Here is an 11,890-nt window from a genome sequence, read left to right as displayed (position 1 = left end):
TCCATTAAGGTAAAAGGAGTAGGGCGTCCTAAAATATCCCACATTTGGGCAAACTGTTCAGCCAATAACTCCCCAAAATCTCTACTTAAATGGGGTGAGGTAAAAAAGTCACCATCTGAACCGATGTTGACAGCACCTATTGCGTAATAACCCTGTTCTGGGTGATAGAGTGCCAAGTCCATATACTCGGCAAAAGTAAGTCGCTGGTTTGGTTCTGCGGCAATTTGATAGGCAATTATGCTTTGCAGGAGTTGGTCAGTGGTCATGTAAATTTAAGAGCTTATTTATAAAGTTAAATCTGTAGGGTGCGTTAACGAAGTGTAATACCAATTTCCTAAATGCTTGCTAGAAATACTTTTCTTGTTCTCCTCTTTATAAGGGGGGGTCGAAATGTAGCACTATTTAATGAAATTGGTATAACGCACCACCTGAAGATAGTGCGTTACAGCACAGTTAAGTTATCAGTGAATAACGACCTTTTAGAAAGCCTCTAACCCATCCAACAAGAATTTAATGTTTACTTTATAAAATCCCTTTCACTGTTCCTGGAGAAACGCTTCTACCTCTTCAACTGTGGGTTGCGCCGCGATCGCACCTGGTTTCAATGTTGTCAGTGCTCCTACAGCGCTGGCATACCTCACCACATTCTTAGCGGACTCAGCATCAGCAATACTCTTCATTCCATGCTGACATAGCTGGTGAACGAATCCGGCGACAAAAGCATCCCCGGCACCCGTCGTATCTTTAGTATCCACTGAAAATGCTGAAACCTTGTCCTCATGATCACTCAGGCAGTAAGCACAGCCTTTATCTCCATCCGTCACTAAGACGCCTTCGATCGAACCAAGACGATGAGCGATCGCACCCGCATCTGTAGTATCAAAGAATAACTCCGCTTCTTCTTTGGCAATCTTCAGAAAATCGACTTTGTGCAAAATCTCCTGAACCAGTGGCTTAGCCTCACTGGGATCAGACCAGAACATCGGACGCCAATTGATATCTACTAAGACTTTGACATCATACTGTTCTGCAAAGTGCAGCGCTTTTTGGATAGCCTCACGCGTTTGGGGATAAGCCAACTCCAAGGTTCCCAAGACTAAAAAATCAGCCTCTTCAAATAAGCGCTCTGATAACTTGGAGGCTTGCAAGAAAGCATCGGCAAATTTTGAGGTATCCAGTTCGCCAAAACCGGCGAATTCGCGCTCTCCCTTCTCAGAACGCACAACGTAAACTTTTCGTGTCGGTGCCGTTGGATGGCGCTGGACACCAGTGCTGTCTACTCCAACTTCCTGCAACAGCTTAACTAAAGTATCTCCCGCTTCATCCTGTCCCACACAACCGATAAAGCCAGCAGGGGTTCCCAGCTTCACTAAGGAACAGGCAACATTAGCTGGAGCCCCTCCTGGATAAGGTGTCCAGGATTCAACGTTTTCTAGCGATCGCCCTAGCTGATCCGCTAGAAGGTCAAACAATATTTCACCCAGGCAGAGTACACGAAGATTGGTCACGGTTGCATACATCTCTACTGCTTTCAGACTACCAGAGGCGTGACGCTCTTCTTGTGCCTCTGTAGACTACTTCACTTTTAGAGGAAAATTCCCACAGGGAAAGTTCATCCTTCCAGAAAAAAATAGATAAATTTACTCATGTATATATACTTAATAAATCAAGAGGTTTTTCTCCTTAGTCAGGGGTGAATCCTTTAGATGTCAAGCTTGAAAGCACCATCACCCTCATTAGGGGTGGAACTGTAATCGCTTGCACTAAGTGTTTAGATGGAGTCCCTGGCTAGACCTCTCTCAGGTAGTCTCAATAAACGATCTTCTAAAATGGTAAGTAGATATACCAAGGGCAAAATACCTATGGCTGGTGGCGAGTCATATACCCCCGCGTCTCTTAGCGATCGCGAAGTACAGATTATAGAACTAGTAGCCGCTGGTTTAACCAATCAGGAGATTGCCCAGCAGCTAGAAATTAGTAAGCGCACGGTCGATAACCACATCAGCAACATCCTGACCAAGACATCGACCGATAACCGGGTGGCCTTGGTTCGTTGGGCCTTACAGTGGGGCAAAGTTTGCATCAATGATGTCAACTGCTGTACATTACCAACGCCCCATGATGAAGCGCTCTCTTAGCTGGTGGAGTCACTTTGCGATTAAACTATGGGCGGTTCCCATAATTTCTTTCAGCATTGAAGGGTGGCGGTAATTTCTCTGATGCCCCTCGGCTTCAGGAGATTTCTTGAAGCCATCCCATCCAACTCTGGCTACAAATCTCAACAGCTCCGCAGTATTCAATTTCCTGACCTATTCCTGAGTAAGTACCGATCAGAGCGCCTAAAACGATTTTGGATGTTGAACGCTTTGTCCTCAGGAAGCTTCCGAAGTACAGATCAAATATAGAGGGATGGCTTTTTATTCATCCTTCGGGCGCTCCACTTTAGCGGGTACGGGATCGTAACCCCCTGCATGAAAGGGATGACAGCGCGATATTCGTCGAATCGCTAGCCAGCTGCCGCGCCAAGCCCCAAACCGTTCAATCGCTTGGATAGCATAGCTCGAACAGGTCGGTTGAAAGCGACAAACGGGTGGAAACAGAGGAGAGATAAAAGAGCGGTAGCCCCTAATCAGCCAAATCAGTAATATCTTCATTTTGTGAACCAAATCTCGATACAGTGATAGAAAGGTTTTAAGTTCTGCTTCAACAAGTCCTTGTTTCAATCTATCCCCTGGTTAGAATCCACTCCAGAATTATGGCTCCACATTAGTATTGTTGGACTCGGTTTAGGAGCCATCGTGCTAGTGGCGGAGACCCTGCATCGCCGTACTTCCACGAATTCAGAACTGGCGCGTAAGATCGTTCACATCGGCACCGGCAACGTCATTTTGATAGCTTGGTGGCTGCAAATCCCGGCTTGGGTCGGTATCTCGGCTTCTATCATCGCCAGTATTATTGCGCTTTTGTCTTATTACATCCCCATCCTGCCCGGTATTAATAGTGTTGGACGCAAAAGCTTGGGCACATTCTTCTATGCGATTAGTATCGGCGTCCTCGTCGCCTGGTTTTGGCCAATTCAGCAGTTTCAGTATGCGGCTATTGGTATTCTAGTGATGACTTGGGGGGATGGACTTGCTGGGCTAATTGGTCAGCAGTTTGGTCAACATCCCTATGAAGTCTGGGGCATGAAAAAAAGCTGGGAAGGCTCTTTAACGATGGCTCTGACGAGTTATGCTGTGACTTGCTTGATTCTTTTGAGTGTCCAAGGGAACGTGTGGCAAACTTGGTTAGTGCCAATCGCGATCGCAATCATTGCCACAACGTTAGAATCCTTCTCCAAGCTTGGCCTCGATAATCTCACTGTTCCTTTAGGGAGTGCTGCGCTGGCCTATTACTTAAGCCTATTTTTCCCCCTCGGCAGCTAATACATAGAGTGCTTCTGATCTTCAGCTAAAAGGCGGAATTTTTCCGGCATTTTTCAGCCATTCTGCTGAAGTTGGGTGGCAGAACTCGGCTCTATACTCGAAGTTGTATAGTTTTACACCGACTCTCTCCCTCACTCCACCTACTTTGGAGAGATCTATTGCCTACGGCACAGCGCTCTTGGATGCTACCGCGTCCCGCTACGCTAATGTCGCGGCTCCCGTAGAAGCAAGCTAGATCGCCTTAGAGCTGAAGGTAGCGAACAGTCTTAATGAAAAGGTACAAACTTCTCCTTTCAAATATGTACTATCTTTGAGATAGGTGAAGATATATTACCAAAATTAGACTAATAACCGCAGCAACATATCCTCAACGATAGACGCCTGATGACTTTCTTCAATCCCACAGAACCCATTCTCCGGAGCAAGCAAGAATCACTCGATTATCAAGACCGCCAAGGGCTGTTACGCCTTCACCTCGAGATTGGGAAGAAGACGCTAATTTCGGCCTTTTATACTCGAATCGACCAAGTATTTATCCTTTGGGGCCTTATTTCAGCCGTTATTTTTATCACAGCTCAATTTCTTCCCATCAGCTGGGTGATCCAAGCCGGAATTTGGACAACCCTCACCCTAATCGGTACGATCGCGATGGTGTTCTTGACTCACTTTTGGGTAAAAGTAGAGCGCTTGCAGTGGGTACTGTATTGTTGGGTCAGTCTCATGCTTGGGGGGGTTATCCTAACAGACCTCAGCATCTTCCTAGGTTGGGGAGAAATCTTAATGCGTCTGTGTCCTCTGTGGTTAGGGCTAAGCGCCTTTGGTTACTTTTGTACAGGAGTGGGGATGCGATCGCGTGCCTTTATCCTTGCAGGTCTCGTTCACATTGTAGGTATTGCTGCCTTACCTTATGCAGGAGGTTTACAATTTCTCACCACCGGCATCATGATGGGCGTGAGCCTCTTAATGTTTGCTGAAGTCCAGTGGGATATGCGACCTCCCATCGAGTACAACTTATTAACGCGAGAACAAAAGCGGTTTAATCAGGAACAGTACCAACTACGACAGCTTTCCTTGTAAATTTCCATAAATAAATCTAGAAGCGCCCCTTGCCTTCGAGCCTAGGCAAGGGGATTTCCCAGGAGCCCTTCTGGCCTGGGATCAACTCAAATGTTACAAGATCGTTTCATTTAACCCTTTATTAAAGTAAAAACTTTATATCTTTTAAAAAAATAACATTCTATTCTGTGCCATTATTTACAGTAGTCAAATGGGTTTAGCCCAGTAGGCTGACAACCAGCTACTAACTCTTCTGCCTGTAAAGCAATAGGGTTAATCTAGATGCTTGTAAGTCTAATAGACGAATAGATATCGTACCGGCAGGGAGTTATACCGCTGTGGTCCCTTGCTGTACATCAAAGGAGAGCGGCGTCAGATGTACAGACGGTGCAAATAAAACAGCTAACTAGAAACGGTGTGAAGTTTTTGTCGCTTCCTTCACCTTGTTACTACCAACGGGGGACTAAACTCCCCATCAGAGCGGTCAGAGGTAGTAGACGTTTAGGGGTTTAGCTGAGGAAAACGCTATAGCAGTCCTAATTTGATTCGTGAGACATACATGTTTTAAAGAACCGCAGAGGACGCAGAGGACACAGAGGTAAGCAAGAGGGCTCTCATGAATCATTTAGGATAGCTAGGTGAACGTACCATTAAATCCCTGACTCTTAGGGGAGTTAGGGGTTTATATTGGTTCTGTTAAACTACACTCTTGAAGTATCAATTAGGCCATGCCTGATGGGGTAAATTCCCCATTAGTAACTATCAATTGGAGAAAATTACAGTACAATAATTGACTGCCCGGTACTAGCCAATAAGTTCTAATCAACAAATTCCAAAAGTCGGTGGAGAAAATTATTAAATCTCCACCAACTTTATTGAATATTGAGTGATGAAAAGTGTCAAAAATGGCTATTGTTAATCGTTACCAATCTGCTCTTCTATTTCTTTCAAAGGGTTCACCGCTAAAGGGTTGCACACCAATCATCGGATAAGCATCGTCACTAGGACTAAAAATCCTGACTGCTGCTTCAGAGAGATATTGAGTGATACTGTTAAACAGTTTGTAAATACCCATAACACTACTCTCCTGATAACTTAAAGGATGAGCTGAAATTGAGATAAATTGAATTCTATCTCTAGTCTGCTTAAATTATGAGCAACTTTCGATGATTTGAGTTAAATTGCAATATTTGTTTGATTTGGTTTGCAATACTTTTCTCAGAAGGGATTAAAAAATCTAATTGTTTGGCTTATTGTACAAAATTATAAACTTTATTGAAGTTTATTTGTCTTTCACAAAGATTATTTGCAGTGACTCTTCTTGCTTCGGGGATAGCGAGACTGGAGAGAGCAATAGCTTCGCATTGAGCGGTGGTTTTTAGCTAAAAAACTATTAAGATTTTTGTACTATTGAGTAAATTATGAAGAAATCTATCACATCTAGTTTCCCTGCGTTTTCTTGATATCTCGTCTACAGGGGTTTAGAACCCTTCTACAGGGAAATCCTCTTACACGCTTTGTGTTGAAAGCGTGTTTATGTTCTACAGTATCCTCTTCGCTCAGGTAATTAAACAGGTCTATATAAGATTGAGTGTCATTATTTTTGGTAAAATCTACTATAATTAAAGCAATAAATACGCTCCCACTGGGCAAAAAACACTTGCCCCTGAGGAATCAGCCTAAACCCTGACAATCTTCCTGCAACTATGAACCTTGAAGACCAGGAACTGATATTAGGTGCACAGGATTACAGCCTCCTGACTGATCTTTACCAGCTGACAATGGCGGCTTGCTATACGGGTGAAGGTCTGTTCGCACGACCCGCCTCCTTTGAGCTATTTGTGCGACAGTTACCCAAGGGCTTTGGCTATCTGATTGCAATGGGGCTAGCACAGGCACTGGAATACCTGGAAAAGTTTCATTTCAGTGAAAGCCAGCTGGAGGCTTTACAGACCACAGGAATTTTTGCGGAAGCTCCTGAACAATTCTGGTCACTGCTTGCTGAGGGACGCTTTACCGGTGATGTCTGGGCAGTGCCGGAGGGAACCGCGATTTTTGCTTCGGAGCCGTTGTTGCGGGTGGATGCACCCCTGTGGCAGGCGCAGATTGTGGAAACATATCTGTTGAATACGATTAACTATCAGACTTTAGTGGCTACACGGGCAGCACGGATGCGAGATGTGGCGGGGCCAGAGGCGAGGTTACTGGAGTTTGGGACGAGGCGAGCGTTTAGTCCTCAGGGCGCGATATGGGCGGCGCGGGCGGCGATAGCGGCGGGGTTGGATTCGACATCCAATGTGCTGGCAGCACTGAAGTTAGGGCGAAAGCCAAGTGGAACGATGGCTCATGCGTTGGTGATGGCGATCGCAGCCATAGAAGGTAGTGAGCAGGATGCTTTTAGTGCGTTCTATCGCTACTTTCCTAATGCAGCCTTGTTGATCGATACCTACGATACGATCGCAGCGGCAGAACGTTTGGTACAACGGGAAAAAGCTGGCGAAATAGATGTTTGTGGTGTGCGCTTGGATTCTGGAGATTTAGTAACCTTGTCTCAAAAAGTGCGATCGCTCCTGCCCAATGCGACGATCTTCGCCAGTGGTGATTTGGATGAGTATGAAATTGCCAGACTCAAACAGGAAGGGGCTTGCATCGACGGCTATGGACTGGGAACGCGACTGGTTACCGGAAAGCCCGTGAATGGAGTCTATAAGCTGGTCGAAATTGATGGCATTGCCACCATGAAGCAAACAATTAACAAAGCCACCTATCCAGGACGCAAGCAAATTTATCGCCAAATTGTCGAGGGTAAACTCATCAAAGATAGATTGGCACTAGCCTCCGAAGTACCACTAGAAAGTGAGCAGCCCCTCTTACAAGTGGTGATGAAACAAGGTCAACGGATACAGCCACCGGAACCTTTAAATGAAATCCAACAGCGCACAGCTGCGTCTGTTGCCACGCTTTCCACCTCAACACGCCAACTCCATGACCCAACTTCGTTGCCCGTACAAATCTCTGATACCCTGCATCAGCTGACTCAAGCTACTCAGCAAAGACAGGGTTGAAAGTTGCAGGTTAGAAAGTTACAGGCTAACAAGTTAAAAAGGTTATCTTTTCCAACTTCCAACATTCAACCTTCAACTCTTAAGAATTTTCAACAGTCAACCTTCCAACATTCAACCTTCAACTCTTAAAAACCTTCAACCCTTTTTATGGTTAACATTGCTTTATTCGGTACCAGCGCCGATCCACCAACTGCCGCCCATCAAGTGATTATCAACTGGCTATCCCAGCACTATGACTATGTCGCGGTGTGGGCATCGGATAATCCCTTTAAATCTCATCAGACACCGTTAGAACATCGATCGCAGATGTTACGGTTACTGATAGAGGGAATTGAACCGCCTCGACGCAACGTGACACTACACCAAGCCTTAAGCAGTCCCAGAACGTTGGAGACGCTGGAAAAAGCCAGAGAACACTGGGGAGTTCAAATCGGCTTTACCCTCGTGATTGGTGCTGACTTAATTAGCCAGATGCCGCGTTGGTATCAAATTGATCAATTGTTAAAACAAGTGAAATTGCTCGTAGTACCGCGTCCAGGTTATGAAATAGACGAGGTGGGTTTAGAGGAGTTGAGGAAACTTGGAGCCAAAGTGGCGATCGCAGACCTGAAAGCACCAGCCGTTTCCTCCACAGCGTATCGTGAGAATGGAGATACACAAGCTGTGACACCTCCCGTTGAGGATTACATTCATCGAGAACAATTGTACACATGCCAGGACGCGGCACCCAGAAGGTAAACAAAAAAGCACTAGCTGACTTTAAAGTTGGAGTTGATAATGTAATTTTTTCTGTCGATACGCAGCAAAATCGGCTACTTGTGCTATTGGTCATGCGCCAAGATGAGCCATTTTTAGGTCAGTGGAGTTTGCCAGGGACATTAGTACGCAACGGAGAATCTTTAGAAGATGCGGCTCATCGCATTCTGGCTGAGAAAATTCGGGTGAATAATTTGTACTTGGAGCAACTCTACACGTTTGGAGGGCCAAGTCGTGACCCGCGAGAATCACCTTCTAGCTTTGGTGTTCGATACCTATCCGTCAGTTATTTTGCTCTAGTGCGGTTTGAAGAGGCAGAATTAATTGCCGATGGCGTCAGTGGTATTGCTTGGTATCCCATTAAGCAGCTGCCAAAGCTGGCCTTTGATCATAATGAAATTCTCGAGTATGGTTATCGGCGTTTACGCAATAAGCTGGAGTACAGCCCTGTCGCTTTTGATGTATTACCGGAAGTGTTTACGTTAAGCGACCTTTATCAGCTTTATACGACGGTTTTAGGAGAAAATTTTTCGGATTATTCCAATTTTCGCGCTCGTCTTTTGAAACTGGGTTTCTTGTCCGATACGGGTTTTAAGGCATCACGAGGGGCTGGGCGTCCGGCAAGTTTGTATCGTTTTGATGCCGAAGCCTTTGCACCGTTGAAGGATAAACCTTTGGTGTTTATTTGAAAGTAGGGTGGTAAATTCGTAACAAAATGCGATCTGATCGATTAAACTGCACTTCCCCTATCCCGTCTTCATCGCGCAAAGTGATTATCGATTAGACAAATAATCTTGTAAATCTTTGGTGCGTTGTTTAGTCAGTCGCTCCAGGCATCCGTTGCGGAAGATTTCATACCCTGTCCCACCACGGTTGGGATAGACTTCAAAATTACAATTGTTATCGCGAAATCGAATCCATGCCTGTTGTGCAGTCGTCAATAACCCCTTCTGCTCACCTTTTATCGATGAAATGACTTTTTGATAAGCCTGATTCAGTTGTTTGTCTGCGGATTGATAAGACTGTTGAGAACAATACTTCATTTCGACTGTAGTTTGTGCGTTAGAACAGTCAACTCTTTGCGCGATCGCGAAGTTATTTGTGACGGTGGCAAGGGAATTCGCCCCTTGTGATACAGCTAGAGTGGAACTAGCCAAACTTAAGCAAAATGCGATCGCCACCAAAATAAATACATTAATCAATTTTTTGTACATGGCTCTCATTGAATCCTTAGTCATTGAGCAATTATTTAATGGCATTACCTACCCTACTACATGACTGAGTGCTAATGACTCACATACCCTTGAGGAGAGAATGCACTTCAAAATGGAGCCAAATACTCTAAAATTAGGTAATTTCTTAATTTTAGCAATATCTTCCCTCAGAGAGTAGACAGGGTTACGTCAAATGCAACTTCGTTTGTTGAGCAAGCTGTCACTATTTCTGGTCTTCTTAACTTTTCCTTACTTTCTGCCTGTCACCCCGAAAGCTATTCGGTGTACATTTTTGGCTTGGAATGCCCAAGCGAGTGATTTTGGACGGGATGGTCGAAATGGCTCTGATGGACAATCTGGACGACGGGGACGAGATGGTCAAAGTCAAACCATTTTTGCCAACGGTTCTCCGGTGAATTTGGATTTGTCCGGGGAAGATGGCTCGGATGGGGATGATGGCAGAGAGGGTGACGATGCCGATTGTGGTAGGCAGTCGCGAAATGTTGACCGTAACCTGCGTGCCGCTGATGGGGGGAAGGGTGGCAATGGGGGTAATGGTGGGGATGGGGGTAATGGTGGTTCGTTGACGGTTTATTACAATAATCCCGCAGACTTAAAACAAATCTTGGTGCGTGCTACAGGGGGTAGAGGAGCGCGAGGAGGTCGAAGGGCTGAGGAGGGTAGGGGTTGCAATTGTCGCGATCGCAACTGGGAAATCCAAACCTGTAAGGGGACTCCAGGCAGTCCTGACTATAGTTGCAAAACTCGTAAGTTCTCTTGCCAAGATGGCAATGATGGCAGCGATGGCAGCGATGGTAGGGATGGAAGTGATGGAGCGCTGGGTCGCGTCACGTTGATTAAGCGTAGTGAGGCGCTGCCATCCGACAACCCAACAGCAACGGTGGGAATGCCTCAACTCAAAGACCGAGTTTTTGCACTGTCTAAAAATATATTCCAAACTCGCAATGGTGCAGCATCCCTTTTAGCGCCTGGTTCGGTAATGGCGGATCAATATCTGGAATTTATAGAACGTGCTGAACGTTCATTTCAAGTGGTATGGAATTCACCGCGACCAATTACTGATTTTGCTGGGGAAGAGGTAAGGGTGAGTCTGGAAGATGACAAACAGGTCAAGGTTTCTTTTCCTAAAGATGTTTGGGTCGATGGTACAACCTCCCAGCAAGGTGGAACGACTCAGTTTGTTGCCACTAATGTCATCCTGAGAAAAGAAGCTACTCAGCTCAAGCGGGCAGATTTTTCAGGCAGTGGGACTGACCTCAGCTTTGCACTCATCGATGAAGCCGGGAAGTCTAATTTGATTTCCACGCAGTTTCGGATTAAGTATAAAGTTTCCGAATCGGGCGATCGCTTTCGTGAGCGTTTTGACTATCGCACCCGGTATGAAGGGGATATTCCGGCTGAATTGATCACTCGTAGCAATAACCGCTTTGTTGTAAATATAGGCAAATTGCCGATCGCTCCGCAGTATCTCAAATCGGGATTACCCGTTGAAATTGAGTTAGTGGCAACTCGCTCGTTTGCAGGAAATTCTGCGGAGCAAAAAATTGAATGGCGGGGAGAAATCCGAGGCTAAGGCATGTAGGACGTGGAGGAAACACCACGCTTAATCGGCTGTCGCTCTAGTGGTTGTTGGGCTCATCCAGGATTGTCCCATCGAGAGTTGCCTGCTCCAAATTAGCTCCGCTCAGATTAGCCTCATTAAGGTTCGCTTCGGTTAAGTTCGCTTGGGTTAAATCTGCCACAACCAGATCTGCTCCACTTAAATTAGCCTCATCCAGGTTTGCCCCGCGCAGGTTAGCCTCAGTCAGGTTGGCATCGCTCAAATTGGCTTGGGTCAGATTGGCCACGACCAAGTCGGCTTGACTTAGATCAGCTCCATCCAAGACGGTGCCATCCAGAACGGCTCCATCTAGAATCGCCCCACTCAAATTAGCTCCGCTTAAATCTGCATTGGTTAAATTAGCTCCATTCAAATCTGCATGACTTAGACTGGCTCGACTCAGTGTTGCTCTATCGAGGTCTGCCGCCTCTAGAATTGCTCCGTCTAGAGTAGCTAGGGTTAGGTCGGCTTCAATCAGGTTGGCTTCACATAAGTAAGCTCCATTCAAGTAAGCGCCTCGCAAGTTAGCCTGATTCAGGTTGGACTGGCTCAAGTCGGTTCGACTTAGGTCTGTATCAGTTAGGTTGACCCCACTTAAGTTGGCTGAACGCAACTTGATTCCCTGTAGGGTTTTCCCACTTAAATCCACTCCGCTTAAGTGTACTCCATGAAAATCGCGCTCTCCTGCGGCATAGCGCGTCAAAAATTCATCTGCATTCATCTGCATTACCTCTCTATAGCATCAGCTCTACT

The 11,890-nt window shown here is 45.9% G+C and carries 12 protein-coding genes and 1 pseudogene; 7 read left to right on the top strand and 6 right to left on the bottom strand.

Annotation, left to right across the window (positions count from 1 at the left end; translation table 11 throughout):
* Together V6C93_RS18990 and V6C93_RS18985 are read right to left on the bottom strand one after the other, a co-directional pair.
* Positions 1 to 266: pseudogene (locus V6C93_RS18990) on the bottom strand (class I SAM-dependent methyltransferase); the annotation flags it as partial.
* 270 nt (positions 267 to 536) lie between these two features.
* Complete coding sequence (locus tag V6C93_RS18985) at positions 537 to 1,508, bottom strand: carbohydrate kinase (protein WP_333478230.1); 972 nt, start codon at positions 1,506 to 1,508, stop codon at positions 537 to 539.
* Positions 1,509 to 1,862: 354 nt separating this feature from the next.
* Here V6C93_RS18985 and V6C93_RS18980 point away from each other — a divergent pair, with 354 nt between their 5' ends.
* Positions 1,863 to 2,138, top strand: a complete 276-nt coding sequence (locus V6C93_RS18980; protein WP_333478232.1) for a response regulator transcription factor — start codon at positions 1,863 to 1,865, stop codon at positions 2,136 to 2,138.
* A gap of 279 nt (positions 2,139 to 2,417) precedes the next feature.
* On the opposite strand, the gene yidD is transcribed toward V6C93_RS18980, so the two are convergent.
* A complete protein-coding gene (gene yidD / locus V6C93_RS18975; protein ID WP_333478231.1) occupies positions 2,418 to 2,654 on the bottom strand; it encodes a membrane protein insertion efficiency factor YidD in 237 nt (78 codons plus the stop codon).
* A gap of 60 nt (positions 2,655 to 2,714) precedes the next feature.
* Here yidD and V6C93_RS18970 point away from each other — a divergent pair, with 60 nt between their 5' ends.
* Positions 2,715 to 3,425 (top strand): diacylglycerol/polyprenol kinase family protein, encoded by a 711-nt coding sequence (locus V6C93_RS18970; RefSeq protein WP_333478229.1) that lies wholly within the window; start codon positions 2,715 to 2,717, stop codon positions 3,423 to 3,425.
* A gap of 384 nt (positions 3,426 to 3,809) precedes the next feature.
* Positions 3,810 to 4,502, top strand: a complete 693-nt coding sequence (locus V6C93_RS18965; RefSeq protein ID WP_333478228.1) for a hypothetical protein — start codon at positions 3,810 to 3,812, stop codon at positions 4,500 to 4,502.
* A gap of 901 nt (positions 4,503 to 5,403) precedes the next feature.
* Here V6C93_RS18965 and V6C93_RS18960 read toward each other — a convergent pair.
* Positions 5,404 to 5,556 (bottom strand): hypothetical protein, encoded by a 153-nt coding sequence (locus V6C93_RS18960; RefSeq protein WP_333478227.1) that lies wholly within the window; start codon positions 5,554 to 5,556, stop codon positions 5,404 to 5,406.
* Between the two features lie 631 nt (positions 5,557 to 6,187).
* On the opposite strand from V6C93_RS18960, the gene V6C93_RS18955 reads away from it, so the two are divergent.
* The 3 genes from V6C93_RS18955 (at position 6,188) to V6C93_RS18945 (ending at position 8,991) form a co-directional block, all read left to right on the top strand.
* A complete protein-coding gene (locus V6C93_RS18955) occupies positions 6,188 to 7,546 on the top strand; it encodes a nicotinate phosphoribosyltransferase (RefSeq protein ID WP_333478226.1) in 1,359 nt (452 codons plus the stop codon).
* Positions 7,547 to 7,693: 147 nt separating this feature from the next.
* A complete protein-coding gene (locus V6C93_RS18950) occupies positions 7,694 to 8,284 on the top strand; it encodes a nicotinate-nucleotide adenylyltransferase (protein WP_333478225.1) in 591 nt (196 codons plus the stop codon).
* Positions 8,257 to 8,991, top strand: a complete 735-nt coding sequence (locus V6C93_RS18945) for an NUDIX hydrolase (RefSeq protein WP_333478224.1) — start codon at positions 8,257 to 8,259, stop codon at positions 8,989 to 8,991. Before V6C93_RS18950 ends, V6C93_RS18945 begins: the two co-directional genes overlap by 28 nt.
* A gap of 84 nt (positions 8,992 to 9,075) precedes the next feature.
* Here the strand turns inward: V6C93_RS18945 and V6C93_RS18940 are convergent, their stop codons facing one another.
* Positions 9,076 to 9,516: a lysozyme inhibitor LprI family protein gene (locus V6C93_RS18940; protein ID WP_349262764.1), complete on the bottom strand. Its 441-nt coding sequence runs from the start codon at positions 9,514 to 9,516 to the stop codon at positions 9,076 to 9,078.
* 193 nt (positions 9,517 to 9,709) lie between these two features.
* On the opposite strand from V6C93_RS18940, the gene V6C93_RS18935 reads away from it, so the two are divergent.
* Positions 9,710 to 11,110 carry a collagen-like protein gene (locus V6C93_RS18935; protein WP_333478222.1) on the top strand — a complete coding sequence of 467 codons (1,401 nt, stop codon included), beginning with the start codon at positions 9,710 to 9,712 and terminating at the stop codon, positions 11,108 to 11,110.
* Positions 11,111 to 11,156: 46 nt separating this feature from the next.
* On the opposite strand, the gene V6C93_RS18930 is transcribed toward V6C93_RS18935, so the two are convergent.
* On the bottom strand, positions 11,157 to 11,858 hold the full coding sequence (locus V6C93_RS18930; RefSeq protein ID WP_333478221.1) for a pentapeptide repeat-containing protein: 702 nt from the start codon (positions 11,856 to 11,858) through the stop codon (positions 11,157 to 11,159).
* Between the last annotated feature and the right edge of the window lie 32 nt (positions 11,859 to 11,890).

This window comes from Allocoleopsis sp. (assembly GCF_036703385.1).
In the GTDB taxonomy this organism is placed as follows: Bacteria; Cyanobacteriota; Cyanobacteriia; order Cyanobacteriales; family Coleofasciculaceae; genus Allocoleopsis.
This window is presented reverse-complemented; position numbering and strand designations above follow the sequence as displayed.

Coding starts and splice junctions, on each gene's coding strand:
- V6C93_RS18935 (WP_333478222.1), top strand. CDS start 9,710: ATGCAACTTCGTTTGTTGAGCAAGCTGTCACTATTTCTGGTCTTCTTA.
- V6C93_RS18955 (WP_333478226.1), top strand. CDS start 6,188: ATGAACCTTGAAGACCAGGAACTGATATTAGGTGCACAGGATTACAGC.
- V6C93_RS18950 (WP_333478225.1), top strand. CDS start 7,694: ATGGTTAACATTGCTTTATTCGGTACCAGCGCCGATCCACCAACTGCC.
- V6C93_RS18960 (WP_333478227.1), bottom strand. CDS start 5,556: ATGGGTATTTACAAACTGTTTAACAGTATCACTCAATATCTCTCTGAA.
- V6C93_RS18980 (WP_333478232.1), top strand. CDS start 1,863: ATGGCTGGTGGCGAGTCATATACCCCCGCGTCTCTTAGCGATCGCGAA.
- yidD (WP_333478231.1), bottom strand. CDS start 2,654: ATGAAGATATTACTGATTTGGCTGATTAGGGGCTACCGCTCTTTTATC.
- V6C93_RS18930 (WP_333478221.1), bottom strand. CDS start 11,858: ATGAATGCAGATGAATTTTTGACGCGCTATGCCGCAGGAGAGCGCGAT.
- V6C93_RS18940 (WP_349262764.1), bottom strand. CDS start 9,516: ATGTACAAAAAATTGATTAATGTATTTATTTTGGTGGCGATCGCATTT.
- V6C93_RS18965 (WP_333478228.1), top strand. CDS start 3,810: ATGACTTTCTTCAATCCCACAGAACCCATTCTCCGGAGCAAGCAAGAA.
- V6C93_RS18945 (WP_333478224.1), top strand. CDS start 8,257: ATGCCAGGACGCGGCACCCAGAAGGTAAACAAAAAAGCACTAGCTGAC.